Annotated in this window: 13 protein-coding genes; 11 read left to right on the top strand and 2 right to left on the bottom strand. The window is 51.9% G+C overall.

Features of this window, described 5'->3' with window-relative positions; genetic code table 11:
* Positions 1-11: 11 nt before the first annotated feature.
* From glgC to ACJHW7_RS10020, 6 genes are all read left to right on the top strand, one after another.
* A complete protein-coding gene (glgC, locus tag ACJHW7_RS10045) occupies positions 12-1307 on the top strand; it encodes a glucose-1-phosphate adenylyltransferase (RefSeq protein ID WP_000253975.1) in 1296 nt (431 codons plus the stop codon).
* The gene (glgA, locus tag ACJHW7_RS10040; protein WP_001197646.1) at positions 1307-2740 is read left to right on the top strand and encodes a glycogen synthase GlgA; all 1434 of its coding nucleotides are present in this window, start codon (positions 1307-1309) and stop codon (positions 2738-2740) included. The genes glgC and glgA overlap by 1 nt, the downstream gene beginning before the upstream one ends.
* An 18-nt stretch (positions 2741-2758) precedes the next feature.
* Positions 2759-5206: a glycogen phosphorylase gene (gene glgP, locus ACJHW7_RS10035; protein ID WP_000993449.1), complete on the top strand. Its 2448-nt coding sequence runs from the start codon at positions 2759-2761 to the stop codon at positions 5204-5206.
* Positions 5207-5331: 125 nt separating this feature from the next.
* Entirely contained in the window at positions 5332-6840 is a 1509-nt protein-coding gene (locus ACJHW7_RS10030; protein WP_021557276.1) for a PstS family phosphate ABC transporter substrate-binding protein, read from the top strand.
* Between the two features lie 25 nt (positions 6841-6865).
* The gene (locus ACJHW7_RS10025) at positions 6866-7858 is read left to right on the top strand and encodes a PstS family phosphate ABC transporter substrate-binding protein (RefSeq protein WP_410233562.1); all 993 of its coding nucleotides are present in this window, start codon (positions 6866-6868) and stop codon (positions 7856-7858) included.
* Positions 7858-8460, top strand: coding sequence for a hypothetical protein (locus ACJHW7_RS10020; RefSeq protein ID WP_021557275.1), 603 nt, complete (start codon positions 7858-7860; stop codon positions 8458-8460). The genes ACJHW7_RS10025 and ACJHW7_RS10020 overlap by 1 nt, the downstream gene beginning before the upstream one ends.
* Positions 8461-8675: 215 nt before the next feature.
* Here ACJHW7_RS10020 and glpD read toward each other — a convergent pair whose 3' ends face one another.
* Complete coding sequence (gene glpD, locus ACJHW7_RS10015; RefSeq protein WP_040235034.1) at positions 8676-10181, bottom strand: glycerol-3-phosphate dehydrogenase; 1506 nt, start codon at positions 10179-10181, stop codon at positions 8676-8678.
* A 189-nt stretch (positions 10182-10370) separates the two neighbouring features.
* On the opposite strand from glpD, the gene glpE reads away from it, so the two are divergent.
* From glpE to ACJHW7_RS10000, 3 genes are read left to right on the top strand one after another with little or no spacing between them, the layout of a single operon-like run.
* Positions 10371-10697 carry a thiosulfate sulfurtransferase GlpE gene (glpE, locus tag ACJHW7_RS10010; RefSeq protein ID WP_000371934.1) on the top strand — a complete coding sequence of 109 codons (327 nt, stop codon included), beginning with the start codon at positions 10371-10373 and terminating at the stop codon, positions 10695-10697.
* 44 nt (positions 10698-10741) lie between these two features.
* Entirely contained in the window at positions 10742-11572 is an 831-nt protein-coding gene (glpG, locus tag ACJHW7_RS10005) for a rhomboid family intramembrane serine protease GlpG (protein WP_000928731.1), read from the top strand.
* A 16-nt stretch (positions 11573-11588) separates the two neighbouring features.
* Positions 11589-12347, top strand: coding sequence for a DeoR/GlpR family transcriptional regulator (locus ACJHW7_RS10000; protein WP_000815099.1), 759 nt, complete (start codon positions 11589-11591; stop codon positions 12345-12347).
* Here ACJHW7_RS10000 and rtcR read toward each other — a convergent pair.
* Positions 12329-13927: a DNA-binding transcriptional regulator RtcR gene (gene rtcR / locus ACJHW7_RS09995; protein ID WP_001232966.1), complete on the bottom strand. Its 1599-nt coding sequence runs from the start codon at positions 13925-13927 to the stop codon at positions 12329-12331. The two genes, ACJHW7_RS10000 and rtcR, sit on opposite strands and share 19 nt — an antisense overlap.
* Positions 13928-14115: 188 nt before the next feature.
* On the opposite strand from rtcR, the gene rtcB reads away from it, so the two are divergent.
* Entirely contained in the window at positions 14116-15342 is a 1227-nt protein-coding gene (gene rtcB, locus ACJHW7_RS09990) for an RNA-splicing ligase RtcB (RefSeq protein WP_001105504.1), read from the top strand.
* 3 nt (positions 15343-15345) lie between these two features.
* The gene (rtcA, locus tag ACJHW7_RS09985) at positions 15346-16362 is read left to right on the top strand and encodes an RNA 3'-terminal phosphate cyclase (RefSeq protein WP_001387129.1); all 1017 of its coding nucleotides are present in this window, start codon (positions 15346-15348) and stop codon (positions 16360-16362) included.
* Positions 16363-16372 lie beyond the last annotated feature (10 nt).

Here is a 16372-nt window from a genome sequence, read left to right as displayed (position 1 = left end):
AGGAGTTAGTCATGGTTAGTTTAGAGAAGAACGATCACTTAATGTTGGCGCGCCAGCTGCCATTGAAATCTGTTGCCCTGATACTGGCGGGAGGACGTGGTACCCGCCTGAAGGATTTAACCAATAAGCGAGCAAAACCGGCCGTACACTTCGGCGGTAAGTTCCGCATTATCGACTTTGCGCTGTCTAACTGCATCAACTCCGGGATCCGTCGTATGGGCGTGATCACCCAGTACCAGTCCCACACTCTGGTGCAGCACATTCAGCGCGGCTGGTCATTCTTTAATGAAGAAATGAACGAGTTTGTCGATCTGCTGCCAGCGCAGCAGAGAATGAAAGGGGAAAACTGGTATCGCGGCACCGCAGATGCGGTCACCCAAAACCTCGACATTATCCGCCGTTATAAAGCGGAATACGTGGTGATCCTGGCGGGCGACCATATCTACAAGCAAGACTACTCGCGTATGCTTATCGACCACGTCGAAAAAGGCGCACGTTGCACCGTTGCTTGTATGCCAGTACCGATTGAAGAAGCCTCCGCATTTGGCGTTATGGCGGTTGATGAGAACGATAAAATTATCGAATTCGTTGAAAAACCTGCTAACCCACCGTCAATGCCGAACGATCCGAGCAAATCTCTGGCGAGTATGGGTATCTACGTCTTTGACGCCGACTATCTGTATGAACTGCTGGAAGAAGACGATCGCGATGAGAACTCCAGCCACGACTTTGGCAAAGATTTGATTCCCAAGATCACCGAAGCCGGTCTGGCCTATGCGCACCCGTTCCCGCTCTCTTGCGTACAATCCGACCCGGATGCCGAGCCGTACTGGCGCGATGTGGGTACGCTGGAAGCTTACTGGAAAGCGAACCTCGATCTGGCCTCTGTGGTGCCGGAACTGGATATGTACGATCGCAATTGGCCAATTCGCACCTACAATGAATCATTACCGCCAGCGAAATTCGTGCAGGATCGCTCCGGTAGCCACGGGATGACCCTTAACTCACTGGTTTCCGGCGGTTGTGTGATCTCCGGTTCGGTGGTGGTGCAGTCCGTTCTGTTCTCGCGCGTTCGCGTGAATTCATTCTGCAACATTGATTCCGCCGTCTTGTTACCGGAAGTATGGGTAGGTCGCTCGTGCCGTCTGCGTCGCTGCGTCATCGATCGTGCTTGTGTTATTCCGGAAGGCATGGTGATTGGTGAAAACGCAGAGGAAGATGCACGTCGTTTCTATCGTTCAGAAGAAGGCATCGTGCTGGTAACGCGCGAAATGCTACGGAAGTTAGGGCATAAACAGGAGCGATAATGCAGGTTTTACATGTATGTTCAGAGATGTTCCCGCTGCTTAAAACCGGCGGTCTGGCTGATGTTATTGGGGCATTACCCGCAGCACAAATCGCAGACGGCGTTGACGCTCGCGTACTGTTGCCTGCATTTCCCGATATTCGCCGTGGCGTGACCGATGCGCAGGTAGTATCCCGTCGTGATACCTTCGCCGGGCATATCACGCTGTTGTTCGGTCATTACAACGGGGTTGGCATATACCTGATTGACGCGCCGCATCTCTATGATCGTCCGGGAAGCCCGTATCACGATACCAACTTATTTGCCTATACCGACAACGTATTGCGTTTTGCGCTGCTGGGGTGGGTTGGGGCAGAAATGGCCAGCGGGCTTGACCCATTCTGGCGTCCTGATGTGGTGCATGCGCACGACTGGCATGCAGGCCTTGCGCCTGCGTATCTGGCGGCGCGTGGGCGTCCGGCGAAGTCGGTGTTTACTGTGCACAACCTGGCCTATCAAGGCATGTTTTATGCACATCACATGAATGACATCCAATTGCCATGGTCATTCTTTAATATTCATGGGCTGGAATTCAACGGACAAATCTCTTTCCTGAAGGCCGGTCTGTACTATGCCGATCACATTACGGCGGTCAGTCCAACCTACGCTCGCGAGATCACCGAACCGCAGTTTGCCTACGGTATGGAAGGTCTGTTGCAACAGCGTCACCGTGAAGGACGTCTTTCCGGCGTACTGAACGGCGTGGACGAGAAAATCTGGAGTCCAGAGACGGACTTACTGTTGGCCTCGCGTTACACCCGCGATACGTTGGAAGATAAAGCGGAAAATAAGCGCCAGTTACAAATCGCAATGGGGCTTAAGGTTGACGATAAAGTGCCGCTTTTTGCAGTGGTGAGCCGTCTGACCAGCCAGAAAGGTCTCGACCTGGTGCTGGAAGCCTTACCGGGCCTTCTGGAGCAGGGCGGGCAGCTGGCGCTACTCGGCGCGGGCGATCCGGTGCTGCAGGAAGGTTTCCTTGCGGCGGCAGCGGAATACCCCGGCCAGGTGGGCGTTCAGATTGGCTATCACGAAGCATTTTCGCATCGCATTATGGGCGGCGCGGACGTCATTCTGGTGCCCAGCCGTTTTGAACCGTGCGGCTTAACGCAACTTTATGGATTGAAGTACGGTACGCTGCCGTTAGTGCGGCGCACCGGTGGGCTTGCTGATACGGTTTCTGACTGTTCTCTTGAGAACCTTGCAGATGGCGTCGCCAGTGGGTTTGTCTTTGAAGATAGTAATGCCTGGTCGCTGTTACGGGCTATTCGACGTGCTTTTGTACTGTGGTCCCGTCCTTCACTGTGGCGGTTTGTGCAACGTCAGGCTATGGCAATGGATTTTAGCTGGCAGGTCGCGGCGAAGTCGTACCGTGAGCTTTACTATCGCTTGAAATAGTTTTCAGGAAACGCCTATATGAATGCTCCGTTTACATATTCATCGCCCACGCTTAGCGTAGAAGCTCTTAAGCACTCTATCGCTTACAAGCTGATGTTTACGATTGGAAAGGACCCGGTCGTCGCCAATAAACATGAATGGCTGAACGCAACGTTATTTGCTGTGCGCGATCGTCTCGTGGAGCGCTGGTTACGTTCAAACCGTGCCCAGTTGTCGCAAGAAACTCGTCAGGTTTACTACCTGTCGATGGAGTTTTTGATTGGCCGTACGCTCTCCAACGCCATGTTGTCGCTAGGAATTTACGAAGATGTACAGGGCGCACTGGAAGCGATGGGGTTAAATCTCGAAGAGCTGATTGATGAAGAAAATGACCCGGGCCTCGGTAACGGTGGCCTGGGACGTCTGGCGGCTTGCTTCCTCGATTCTCTGGCGACGTTAGGGTTGCCGGGGCGCGGTTACGGCATCCGCTATGACTACGGTATGTTCAAGCAGAACATCGTTAACGGTAGCCAGAAAGAGTCGCCTGACTACTGGCTGGAATATGGTAACCCGTGGGAATTCAAACGCCACAACACGCGCTATAAAGTCCGTTTTGGTGGTCGCATTCAGCAGGAAGGTAAAAAAACGCGCTGGATTGAAACCGAAGAGATTCTGGGAGTCGCTTACGATCAGATAATCCCGGGTTACGACACCGACGCGACCAACACGTTGCGTTTGTGGAGTGCGCAAGCCAGTAGCGAAATTAACCTCGGTAAATTCAACCAGGGTGACTACTTCGCGGCAGTGGAAGATAAAAACCACTCCGAGAACGTATCTCGCGTACTGTATCCGGATGACTCCACCTACTCCGGGCGTGAGCTGCGCCTGCGTCAGGAATACTTCCTGGTTTCCTCGACCATTCAGGACATTTTAAGCCGCCATTATCAGTTGCATAAAACCTACGATAACCTGGCGGATAAAATCGCGATTCATCTCAATGATACCCATCCGGTACTGTCGATTCCTGAGATGATGCGTCTGCTGATCGATGAGCACCAATTTAGCTGGGACGACGCGTTTGAGGTGTGTTGTCAGGTCTTCTCCTACACTAACCACACGCTGATGAGCGAGGCGCTGGAAACCTGGCCGGTTGATATGCTGGGTAAAATTCTGCCGCGTCACCTGCAGATCATCTTTGAAATCAACGACTATTTCCTGAAAACCTTGCAGGAACAGTATCCGAACGATACCGATCTGCTGGGACGGGCGTCGATCATTGATGAATCCAACGGTCGTCGTGTGCGTATGGCCTGGCTGGCGGTTGTTGTGAGCCACAAAGTTAACGGTGTATCGGAACTGCACTCTAATCTGATGGTGCAATCGTTGTTTGCCGACTTTGCGAAAATCTTCCCGGGTCGTTTCACCAACGTCACCAACGGTGTGACGCCGCGTCGCTGGCTGGCGGTAGCGAACCCATCGCTTTCAGCCGTGCTGGACGAACACCTGGGCCGTAACTGGCGCACCGACCTTAGCCTGCTTAATGAGCTGCAACAACACTGTGATTTCCCAATGGTTAATCACGCTGTGCATCAGGCGAAGCTGGAGAATAAAAAGCGTCTGGCGGAGTATATCGCCCAGCAGCTGAATGTGGTGGTGAATCCAAAGGCGTTGTTCGATGTGCAAATCAAACGTATTCACGAATACAAACGTCAATTGATGAATGTGTTGCATGTGATTACCCGCTATAACCGCATCAAGGCCGACCCGGATGCGAAGTGGGTACCGCGCGTGAATATTTTTGGCGGTAAGGCGGCTTCGGCCTATTACATGGCGAAGCATATTATCCATTTGATCAATGACGTAGCGAAAGTGATCAACAACGATCCGCAGATTGGCGATAAGCTGAAAGTCGTGTTCATCCCGAACTACAGCGTTAGCCTGGCGCAGTTGATCATTCCGGCGGCAGATCTGTCTGAACAGATTTCGCTGGCAGGGACGGAAGCTTCCGGCACTAGTAACATGAAGTTTGCGCTTAACGGTGCGCTGACTATCGGTACGTTGGACGGTGCGAATGTCGAGATGCTGGATCATGTCGGTGCTGACAATATCTTTATTTTTGGTAACACAGCGGAAGAAGTGGAAGAACTGCGTCGTCAGGGCTACAAACCGCGTGAATACTACGAGAAAGATGAGGAGCTGCATCAGGTGCTGACGCAAATCGGCAGCGGTGTATTCAGTCCGGAAGATCCGGGTCGCTATCGCGATCTGGTTGATTCGCTGATCAACTTCGGCGATCACTACCAGGTACTGGCGGATTATCGCAGCTATGTCGATTGTCAGGATAAAGTCGATGAACTCTACGAGCTTCAGGAAGAGTGGACCGCAAAAGCGATGCTGAACATTGCCAATATGGGCTACTTCTCTTCTGACCGTACTATCAAAGAGTACGCTGATCATATCTGGCATATCGATCCGGTGAGATTGTAAGTTCGCTAAAAAACAGAACGGGGCCACAAGGTCCCGTTTTTTTTCGCCTTTATTTCGGAAAAGTGTCCAGAGGGGGCGAGGGTTCTCGTGGAGTATAATTCCGTCATTCAGGAAGAATGGACAGAATGATGCCAAATAGAAAATGGATTTTGACCTCGCTGATAATGACTTTTTTCGGCATCCCCATACTGGCGCAATTTTTGGCAGCGGTTGTTGCCATGCTGGGTGTCGGGCTTACCGGTATTATTGAAGTTTGTAATATCCTTATCACGCCAACAATTTATCTTCTACTCAACGTCTTTATGCTGACGCTGGGGGCGATAATAATATTTTTCTCTGGTCGCGTGTGGGCCGGTGATAGCGCGCCAGAAAACAGAGAAATAGCCGTCTGGCGGCAATGCTTTTTTCTCTTACCCGCGCTATTAACCCTGGTTGGCTGGATAATCACGCTACATCTGGCAGATTATCAATTTCGCCAGATGGGAGCTGGTTGGTTGGCAAACCTTATGCTTCCCTGGTTGGGCGTTTTTTTAGTCTCATTAGTGGGTGGTGAGTACTGGTGGATGGTCATTATTCCCGTTGGGGCGCATATCAGTTTTTCGCTGGGATACGCCTGGCCGACCAGATATCCTTTATCCGGCACGTCCGGACTACGTTGCCGTAACTTACTCCTGTTTCTACTTCTCTTACTTGGTATTGTCGCCGGGTATCAGGCCCATTTATATAAGCAGCAAAATCCTGGTGTCGGTGTACGCGAAAATATTGATATCTGGGCCTGGCGACCCGATAAACTCAATAATCGACTGACGCCGCTGCGCGGCAAACCGCAAATTCAGTTTAGGCAAAACTGGCCGCGAATCGATGGCGCCACGGCTGCGTACCCAATTTATGCTTCTGCATTTTATGCATTAAGTGTAATACCAGAGGATTTTCACGTTTGGGATTATCTGGAAAACTCTCGTACGCCAGAAGCATATAACAAAATCGTTAAGGGCGATGCTGATATTATTTTCGTGGCGCAACCTTCCGGTGGGCAAAAAAAACGTGCAAAGGAATCTGGTGTCACTTTGCTGTACACCCCCTTTGCCCGTGAAGCATTCGTTTTCATCGTCAATGCGGATAATCCGGTTAATTCCCTGACTGAACAACAGGTGCGTGACATTTTCAGTGGTGCAATTACCAACTGGCGTACTGTTGGCGGTAACGATCAGGAGATCCAGACCTGGCAGCGCCCGGAAGACTCTGGCAGCCAGACAGTGATGCAATCACAGGTCATGAAAAATGTCCGCATGATCTCGCCGCAGGAAACGGAAGTGGCAAGCGTGATGGAGGGAATGATTAAAGTCGTTGCCGAATACCGTAATACAAACAACGCAATAGGCTATACCTTCCGCTATTACGCGACGCAAATGAATGCTGATAAAAATATAAAATTGCTAGCGATTAACGGTATTACACCGACGGCGGAAAACATTCGCAACGGCAAATATGCGTACATCGTCGATGCATTTATGGTGACGAGAGAAAATACAACGTCAGAAACACAAAAACTGGTCGAATGGTTTTTAACGCCGCAGGGGCAGAGTCTGGTAGAAGATGTGGGATATGTGCCGCTGTATCCAACAATGGAATAACGCTCGAGAGAAAGGAATCAGCGAGATGAATAAATTCACCGGTGTTTTACTATTAGGCACGGCGTTACTGGCGGGATGTGTCGACCGGGAAGGGTACTATAACAGCGTCAGGGAAGAAGAGAGCCATGGACTGACGTCTCTGCGGGGGCAACCTGCATTACGTTACAGCGATGATTGGTCAAGATGGCCGAGAGTGTACGGCGCTACAGCCTTATACCCGCTGTATGCCTCCGCGTATTATAAATTAGTACCCGAGCCAAAAGATAAGGATCGAACCTCGCTGGCCTGGCAGGCGTATGGTTTGCAGCAAACCCGAACAGCTGAAGCCTACGATAGTCTGATTAAAGGTTCCGCGACGGTTATTTTTGTTGCGCAACCGTCGGAAGGACAGAAAAAACGTGCAGAAGAAGCGGGTGTTAAACTGAAATATACCGCTTTCGCCCGCGAAGCCTTTGTCTTTATCGTTGGTATTAATAACCCGGTAAATTCTCTCTCTGAGCACCAGGTTAAAGATATTTTTAGCGGCAAAACTAGCCGCTGGAATAAAGTAGGTGGTAGTGACGAACATATAAAAGTCTGGCAGCGCCCTGAAGATTCTGGAAGCCAAACGATTATGAAGGGGTTGGTTATGCAAGACACCCCAATGCTGCCAGCTAAAAAATCCACTGTGATTGATCTTATGGGCGGTTTAATTACTGAAGTTGCCGACTATCAAAACACGCCATCTTCCATTGGGTACACCTTCCACTATTACGTCACTCGTATGAATGACAATATGCTCAAAATGCGCAAGCAGATTAAACTTTTGGCTATAAATGGCGTTGCGCCTACCGAGGAAAATATCCGCAACGGCACTTATCCATACATTGTGGATGCCTATATGGTGACGCGTGAAAATCCCACGCCGGAAACGCAGAAATTTGTTGACTGGTTTATAAGTCAGCAGGGGCAACAGTTGGTAGAGGATGTGGGGTATGTGCCGCTGTATGAAGCATCCCCCGAATCATCAGGACAATAATGATGAATATAATCAGACTTTATATTTATCCGCTATATCTCGGCTTTGTTATTGTGCCGTTGTTGGTGTGGCCGACGGTGGTTGCGCTGGCTGCTTGTATTATCACGCTGAGTTTTCTGGGGGAAATGCTGTTCTCAATCCCGCTCATGATCAGGCGTATTTCACTTCTGCAATTACAACTTTGGTTATCGGCTGAATATGCGCTTTTCTTCTGTGCAATGGTGGGCGTTGGTTGGCAATTTGCGCGCAGAACGCCACCTGAATTGAAAAGCAAACTGCATTATTGGCTGGTATTTGTACCAGTTTATTTCTGGTTGCTCCTGTGGAATATCATTTTCTATGTCGCGCCAGCGAAAATTGCATTGCTGGAAAATATGCGCAGTTTCTTTCTGACCGTTGTCTGGCTCCCACTGAATTTTTCGCCATTTTGGTCTCAACCGTGGATTGACTTTATCGGTCCAATAAGCGCACAGCTTGGTTTTGCGTTGGGATATTATTGCCAGTGGCGCAGCAAAAATAGATGCCAGATACGGAAGTGGAGTGAGTGGGGAACGTGCTTAAGTTTTGTTACGTTGGGTATGATGGCGTGGGCTTTGCGGTAATTCCCTGAATCAAAAAGTAGGTCAGATTGTTGACAACGTGGCGCTTTGTTCATGCCTGATGCGGCGTGAACGCCTTATCAGGCCTACAAAATCATGCAAATTCAATATATTGTATAAACAACGTAGGCCAGATAAGCGTAGCGCATCTGGCAGTTTTTTGGTTTGTCATCAGTCTCAGGTCAGATTGAAATCTGACCTGGCCACCTTACATTAAATCACGACGCCAGCGACAGCTTCTGCTGCGTATACTCCACCAACCACTGACTCACACGAGATTGTTGTTCCGCACTTAGCCACATACCTTGTTTTGTGCGACGCCACAGGGCATCGTCGGCGCGGCGGACCCATTCGTGATCCACCAGGTATTTCAGTTCCGCTTCGTAGAACTCATGACCGAAATCCTCCCCGAGGTCGCTTATCGCCCCCGCATTGCCGAGCAGCAGCTCGCTGTTGCTGCCGTAAGTGCGTGCGTAATGACGCGCCAGCGATTCAGTCAGGAATGGATAGCGACGGCGCAGACGAGCTGCGTAATCGTCGCGGTCGCCTTCAATGGCACCACCCGGCAGCACGCTCTCTTTCGTCCATGCCGGGCCAATGCCCTGATAATACGGCGTCAGTTTTTCCAGCGCATGTTCCGCCAGTTTGCGGTAGGTGGTCAACTTACCGCCGAATACCGACAGCAGCGGTGCTTTGCCGTTTTCATCATGGATATCAAGGGTGTAATCACGGGTAATAGCCTGCGGCGAGTCGGACTCATCATCACACAGCGGACGCACACCGGAGTAGGTCCAGACGATATCGTCACGGCTAAGCTGTTTTTTAAAGTGCGCGTTATACACTTTCAGCAGATAGTTGATTTCACTCTCTTCAATCTTCACCGCTTTCGGATCGCCTTTATACTCTACGTCGGTGGTGCCGATGATGGAAAATTCGTCCATCCACGGGATCACGAACACAATACGTTTATCTTCGTTTTGCAGAATGTAGGCCTGCTTCTGGGTATGCACACGCGGCACCACAATATGGCTGCCTTTGATCAGGCGAATGCCATAAGGCGAAGGCAGATGCATCCCCTCGTCGAAGAACTGTTTCACCCACGGGCCGGTGGCGTTAACCAGGCCGCGCGCTTGCCAGCTATATTTTTTGCCGGTATCGATATCTTCCGCTTCCACAATCCACAGGCCGTTTTCGCGGCGAGCAGAGGTGGCGCGAGTCCGAGTAAGCACTTCGCCGCCTTTACGCACCACCATCTGGGCGTTGGCGAGTACCAGACGGGCGTCGTCTACCCAACAGTCAGAATATTCGAATCCGCGCTTAATTTCCGGTTTTAACACTGAATTTGCGCCAAAACGCAAACCAGTTGATCCCGGCAGGCTGGTGCGTTTACCCAGATGATCGTACATAAACAGACCAATGCGAATCATCCACGCCGGGCGCAGATGCGGACGATGTGGCAGGCGAAAACGCATCGGGAAGGCGATATGCGGAGCCATTTTCAGCAGCACTTCACGTTCAGCCAGCGCCTCGCTGACCAGGCGGAATTCATAGTGCTCAAGGTAGCGCAGGCCACCGTGAATGAGTTTTGAACTGGCGGAAGAGGTCGCGCAAGCGAGATCCTGCGCCTCCAGCATCAGCACGGATAAACCGCGTCCAGCGGCGTCTGCCGCGATACCAGCACCATTGATGCCGCCCCCTATCACAATCAGATCTTTGGTTTCCATGCTGCCCTCATTCACTTTCGTTAAAGCTCATAAATGTTCGTTATCGAACATATTAGCAAAGAATCGCGCTTTAGGTAACATTGAAAAAACATTTTAGAGTGATATGTATAACATTATGGCGTTTATCTGCCGCTTCGACGTAAACTGTGCGGTAAATTTGCCCACTTGTTTGTAAAGAAAGAGAGACGCATGGATCAGTTCGAATGTATTAACGTTGCCGTCGCGCACCAGAAGTTGCAGGAAAAAGAGGCGGTGCTGGTCGATATTCGCGATCCACAGAGTTTCGCAATGGGGCATGCGGTGCAGGCTTTCCATTTAACCAACGACACGCTGGGCGCGTTTATGCGTGATAACGACTTTGACACTCCGGTGATGGTGATGTGTTATCACGGCAATAGCAGCAAAGGCGCGGCGCAGTATCTGCTGCAACAGGGCTACGATGTGGTCTATAGCATTGACGGCGGCTTTGAAGCCTGGCAACGTCAGTTTCCCGCAGAGGTGGCGTACGGCGCGTAACGCTTTATACTGTCCCCTTTTGTGTGGAATAAGCGACAGCAACGATGTTGATGATTACCTCTTTTGCTAACCCCCGCGTGGCGCAGGCGTTTGTTGATTACATGGCGACGCAGGGTGTTATCCTCACGATTCAACAACATAACCAAAGCGATGTCTGGCTGGCGGATGAGTCCCAGGCCGAGCGCGTACGGGCGGAGCTGGCGCGTTTTCTCGAAAACCCGGCAGATCCGCGTTATCTGGCGGCCAGCTGGCAGGCAGGCCATACCGGCAGTGGCCTGCATTATCGCCGTTATCCTTTCTTTGCCGCCTTGCGTGAACGCGCAGGTCCGGTAACCTGGGTGGTGATGATCGCCTGCGTGGTGGTGTTTATCGCCATGCAAATTCTCGGCGATCAGGAAGTGATGTTATGGCTGGCCTGGCCATTCGATCCAACACTGAAATTTGAGTTCTGGCGTTACTTCACCCACGCGTTAATGCACTTCTCGCTGATGCATATCCTCTTTAACCTGCTCTGGTGGTGGTATCTCGGCGGTGCGGTGGAAAAACGCCTCGGTAGCGGTAAGCTAATTGTTATTACTCTCATTAGCGCCCTGTTAAGCGGCTATGTGCAGCAAAAATTCAGCGGGCCGTGGTTTGGCGGGCTTTCTGGCGTGGTGTATGCGCTGATGGGCTACGTCTGGCTACGTGGTGAACGCGATCCGCAAAGTGGCATTTACCTGCAACGTGGGTTAATTATCTTTGCGCTGATCTGGATTGTCGCCGGATGGTTTGATTTGTTTGGGATGTCGATGGCGAACGGAGCACACATCGCCGGGTTAGCCGTGGGTTTAGCGATGGCTTTTGTTGATTCGCTCAATGCGCGAAAACGAAAATAATTCCAGGGATTTATAAATGAAACAAACACAACGTCACAACGGTATTATCGAACTGGTTAAACAGCAGGGTTATGTCAGTACTGAAGAGCTGGTAGAGCATTTCTCCGTCAGCCCGCAGACTATTCGCCGCGACCTCAATGAGCTGGCGGAGCAAAACCTGATCCTGCGTCACCATGGCGGTGCGGCGCTGCCTTCCAGTTCGGTTAACACGCCGTGGCACGATCGCAAAGCCACCCAGACCGAAGAAAAAGAGAGGATTGCCCGCAAAGTGGCGGAGCAAATCCCCAACGGCTCGACACTGTTTATCGATATCGGCACCACGCCGGAAGCGGTGGCGCACGCGCTGCTTAATCACAGCAATTTGCGTATTGTCACCAACAATCTCAATGTTGCTAACACGTTGATGGTAAAAGAAGATTTCCGCATTATTCTCGCCGGTGGCGAATTACGCAGCCGCGATGGCGGGATCATTGGCGAAGCGACGCTCGATTTTATCTCCCAGTTCCGCCTTGATTTCGGCATTCTGGGGATAAGCGGCATCGATAGCGACGGCTCGCTGCTGGAGTTCGATTACCACGAAGTTCGCACCAAGCGCGCCATTATTGAGAACTCGCGCCACGTTATGCTGGTTGTCGATCACTCGAAATTTGGCCGTAACGCGATGGTCAATATGGGCAGCATCAGCATGGTAGATGCCGTCTACACCGACGCCCCGCCGCCAGTAAGCGTAATGCAGGTGCTGACGGACCATCATATTCAACTGGAGCTGTGCTGATCCTGCACGGCTTCCCACGTCAGACCAAAACGCGCCAGGTATTTGCGTAGCCGATCCGCGTCATTGACGCTGGCTTTGCCCTGGCGCGAAACATCAAAAAGCAGGCGTCCGGCAGCGGAAAGCGACTTTGCCTGGCGACAGAGAGCTATCACGTGTTCCAGTTGCAGCCTGTCAAAAAGGTCGATGTTTTCTGCCTCTGCGCCCAGCAACGCCGTAAGCGCGGAGGGGCGGCTCTCCTGCCAGTTATAGCGCAGACGGTTTATCTCATCTTCAACCACGTCCAGAGTGATGCGTCCGCTAGTGGCAAAGGTGGCCATCCGCGTGACGCTGGCAGAAAGTTCGCGAAAGTTACCGCGCCATGTTGCCTGGGGAGAGGTCGCAAAAGCCAACCAGGCGCGCCGCGCTTCGGTGTTAAAACGCACGCTGTCGCCAGTGAGTGTGGCGTGGCGCTCCACTTCATAATCAAGGTTCGGTTCAATATCTTCCTGGCGCTGGCGTAGACCCGGCAGGGTGAAGGTCCAGAGATTGATCCGCGCGTACAGATCTTCGCGAAATTTGCCTTCGGCAACCAGCTGGCGCAAATCGCGCACCGTTCCGGCGATAAGCTGAAAATCACTGCTCACCTGGCGATCGCTGCCAAACGGGTAAAAGGTTTTCTCTTCAATGGCTTTTAGCAGCATTGCTTGTTCGTCTGCGCCCAGTTCGCCAATCTCATCAAGAAACAACATTCCGCCGTTGGCGCTGCGTAATAAACCTTCACGAGATTCCCGCGCCCCGGTAAACGCGCCTTTTACATGACCAAACAGCGTCGACATGGCGGTATCGCCGCGCAGGGTGGCGCAGTTCACTTCCACAAACGCGCCGCTAAACTGATGCCGCGCCTGTTTTAACTCGAAGATGCGTCGCGCCAGAAATGACTTGCCCGCGCCGGTTGGACCGTTAAGCAGAATCGGCGCGCGGGATTTGATCGCCACTTTTTCGATCTGCTCAATCATGCGGTTGAAGTGGGGGTTACGCGTGGCAATGCCGGACTTAAGAAAATCAAGCGTTTGCTGGCGTTCCTCGGCAAAGCGGCTGGCGATGGCGTTATAACGGCTTAAATCGAGATCGATAATCGTCACTTCACCTGCGCCGCGCGGCTGTTCTTTTTTGCGCGGAGGTGAAGATTGTATCAGCCGGGCGGGCAGGTAACGCGCTTCCGCCAGCAGAAACCAGCAAATCTGCGCGACGTGGGTGCCGGTGGTGATGTGAATTAAATAGTCTTCTTTTTCTGGCTGAAACTCGTAACCACGGGCGAAATCATGCAGGCAGGCGTAAACCTCTTCGAAATCCCACGGGTTATGCAGTTCAATCTCAACGCCCACGACTTCTGTTTCTGGCGAAACGCTGGCGATATCGCGTTTAAGCGTTTCGAATAGCGAGCGCGAGCGGGTGTCGTGCAACAATTCCAGCCGATCGATGACTAACGATTCTTGCTGGCATAAACAAAGCGTCGGACGCCATTTCGACCAGCGCTGACTACCGCGTCCGGCATAATCCAGCACGGTACCGACAAAGCCAAAAGCCACTGTTTTACGCATCTTAGATATCCTTATAAAAGACGATATTTCATTATCGGTGAATTGGTTTTGTGGAAAATCTCCGTTTACGGACGTAAAGATATAATCTTTTTTAAAACAATGAATTAAAAAATTAAGCTGCTTATTTAATTTTCTGGCACGACGGTTGCAATTATCAGGACAGCAAACAACGAAAAGAGAAAAACAAAATGAATTACGAATTACTGACCACTGAAAATGCCCCGGTAAAAATGTGGACCAAAGGCGTGCCGGTAGAGGCCGATGCGCGTCAGCAACTTATTAATACGGCGAAGATGCCGTTTATTTTCAAACATATTGCGGTAATGCCTGATGTACACCTGGGTAAAGGTTCCACCATTGGTAGCGTGATCCCGACCAAAGGGGCGATTATTCCGGCGGCGGTGGGCGTGGATATTGGCTGTGGAATGAACGCGCTGCGTACCGCGTTAACGGCGGAAGACCTGCCTGAAAACCTGGCAGAGCTGCGTCAGGCGATTGAAACGGCCGTGCCGCACGGGCGTACCACTGGCCGTTGTAAACGTGATAAAGGTGCCTGGGAAAATCCACCTGTTAACGTCGATGCTAAATGGGCTGAGCTTGAAGCCGGTTATCAGTGGTTAACGCAAAAATATCCCCGTTTCCTGAATACCAATAACTATAAACACCTGGGAACGCTGGGAACCGGTAACCACTTTATTGAAATCTGCCTTGATGAGTCGGACCAGGTGTGGATTATGCTGCACTCCGGTTCACGCGGAATTGGTAACGCCATCGGGACTTACTTTATCGATCTGGCACAAAAAGAGATGCAGGAAACGCTTGAGACGTTGCCGTCGCGTGATCTGGCGTACTTTATGGAAGGTACGGAATACTTTGATGATTACCTGAAAGCCGTGGCCTGGGCGCAGCTTTTTGCCAGCCTTAACCGCGATGCGATGATGGAAAACGTGGTAACGGCATTGCAGAGCATTACGCAGAAAACGGTCAGACAGCCACAAACGCTGGCGATGGAAGAGATCAACTGTCACCACAACTATGTGCAAAAAGAACAGCACTTTGGTGAAGAGATCTACGTGACGCGTAAAGGCGCGGTGTCTGCGCGTGCTGGTCAATATGGAATTATTCCCGGTTCGATGGGAGCAAAAAGCTTTATCGTCCGTGGGCTGGGAAATGAAGAGTCGTTCTGTTCGTGCAGCCACGGTGCCGGGCGGGTAATGAGCCGAACTAAAGCGAAAAAACTGTTCAGCGTGGAAGATCAAATTCGTGCCACCGCGCATGTGGAATGCCGTAAAGATGCCGAAGTGATCGACGAAATCCCGATGGCGTATAAAGATATTGATGCGGTGATGGCGGCACAAAGCGATCTGGTGGAAGTTATCTATACCCTGCGTCAGGTGGTGTGCGTAAAAGGATAAATGATGAAAAGGATGATTGCGCTGGATGGCGCACAGGGCGAAGGTGGCGGGCAGATCCTGCGCTCGGCGCTGAGCCTGTCGATGATAACCGGCCAGCCATTTACCATCACCAGCATTCGTGCCGGGCGGGCGAAACCGGGGCTGTTGCGCCAGCATCTGACCGCGGTAAAGGCGGCGACGGAAATTTGCGGAGCAACCGTGGAAGGCGCGGAGCTGGGGTCGCAGCGTCTGCTCTTCCGGCCTGGCACCGTGCGCGGCGGCGAGTACCGCTTTGCTATCGGTAGTGCCGGAAGCTGTACGCTGGTGCTGCAAACGGTGCTGCCCGCGCTGTGGTTTGCCGATGGACCTTCGCGTGTTGAAGTGAGCGGAGGCACCGATAACCCGTCGGCCCCGCCTGCGGATTTTATCCGCCGGGTGCTGGAGCCGCTGCTGGCGAAAATAGGAATTCATCAGCAAACCACGCTGTTACGTCACGGTTTTTATCCTGCCGGAGGCGGCGTGGTGGCAACGGAAGTCTCGCCGGTGGCATCGTTTAACACCTTGCAACTTGGCGAGCGCGGGAACATTGTGCAGATGCGTGGAGAGGTGTTATTAGCTGGCGTGCCGCGCCATGTCGCTGAGCGTGAAATCGCTACGCTGGCGGGTAGTTTTTCCCTGCATGAGCAGAATATTCATAACCTGCCGCGTGACCAGGGGCCGGGTAATACCGTCTCGCTTGAAGTCGAAAGTGAAAATATCACCGAACGCTTTTTTGTCGTCGGTGAAAAGCGCGTCAGTGCCGAGGTGGTAGCCGCGCAGTTAGTGAAAGAGGTGAAACGCTACCTGGCAAGCCCGGCGGCAGTGGGGGAATATCTCGCCGACCAGCTGGTACTGCCGATGGCGCTGGCGGGCGCGGGAGAATTTAAGGTCGCCCATCCTTCATGCCATCTGCTGACCAATATCGCGGTGGTGGAGCGTTTCTTGCCGGTGCGGTTTGGTTTGATAGAAACAGATGGCGTAACGCGGGTGAGTATTGAATGATGTAAAGATG

This window comes from Escherichia sp. WS1152, assembly GCF_046487665.1.
Classification (GTDB): domain Bacteria; phylum Pseudomonadota; class Gammaproteobacteria; order Enterobacterales; family Enterobacteriaceae; genus Escherichia; species Escherichia coli.
The sequence above is the reverse complement of the archived record's forward strand: the minus strand, read 5'-3'. Positions and strand labels throughout refer to the sequence as shown.

Coding starts and splice junctions, on each gene's coding strand:
- glgC (WP_000253975.1), top strand. CDS start 12: ATGGTTAGTTTAGAGAAGAACGATCACTTAATGTTGGCGCGCCAGCTG.
- glgA (WP_001197646.1), top strand. CDS start 1,307: ATGCAGGTTTTACATGTATGTTCAGAGATGTTCCCGCTGCTTAAAACC.
- glgP (WP_000993449.1), top strand. CDS start 2,759: ATGAATGCTCCGTTTACATATTCATCGCCCACGCTTAGCGTAGAAGCT.
- ACJHW7_RS10030 (WP_021557276.1), top strand. CDS start 5,332: ATGATGCCAAATAGAAAATGGATTTTGACCTCGCTGATAATGACTTTT.
- ACJHW7_RS10025 (WP_410233562.1), top strand. CDS start 6,866: ATGAATAAATTCACCGGTGTTTTACTATTAGGCACGGCGTTACTGGCG.
- ACJHW7_RS10020 (WP_021557275.1), top strand. CDS start 7,858: ATGATGAATATAATCAGACTTTATATTTATCCGCTATATCTCGGCTTT.
- glpD (WP_040235034.1), bottom strand. CDS start 10,181: ATGGAAACCAAAGATCTGATTGTGATAGGGGGCGGCATCAATGGTGCT.
- glpE (WP_000371934.1), top strand. CDS start 10,371: ATGGATCAGTTCGAATGTATTAACGTTGCCGTCGCGCACCAGAAGTTG.
- glpG (WP_000928731.1), top strand. CDS start 10,742: ATGTTGATGATTACCTCTTTTGCTAACCCCCGCGTGGCGCAGGCGTTT.
- ACJHW7_RS10000 (WP_000815099.1), top strand. CDS start 11,589: ATGAAACAAACACAACGTCACAACGGTATTATCGAACTGGTTAAACAG.
- rtcR (WP_001232966.1), bottom strand. CDS start 13,927: ATGCGTAAAACAGTGGCTTTTGGCTTTGTCGGTACCGTGCTGGATTAT.
- rtcB (WP_001105504.1), top strand. CDS start 14,116: ATGAATTACGAATTACTGACCACTGAAAATGCCCCGGTAAAAATGTGG.
- rtcA (WP_001387129.1), top strand. CDS start 15,346: ATGAAAAGGATGATTGCGCTGGATGGCGCACAGGGCGAAGGTGGCGGG.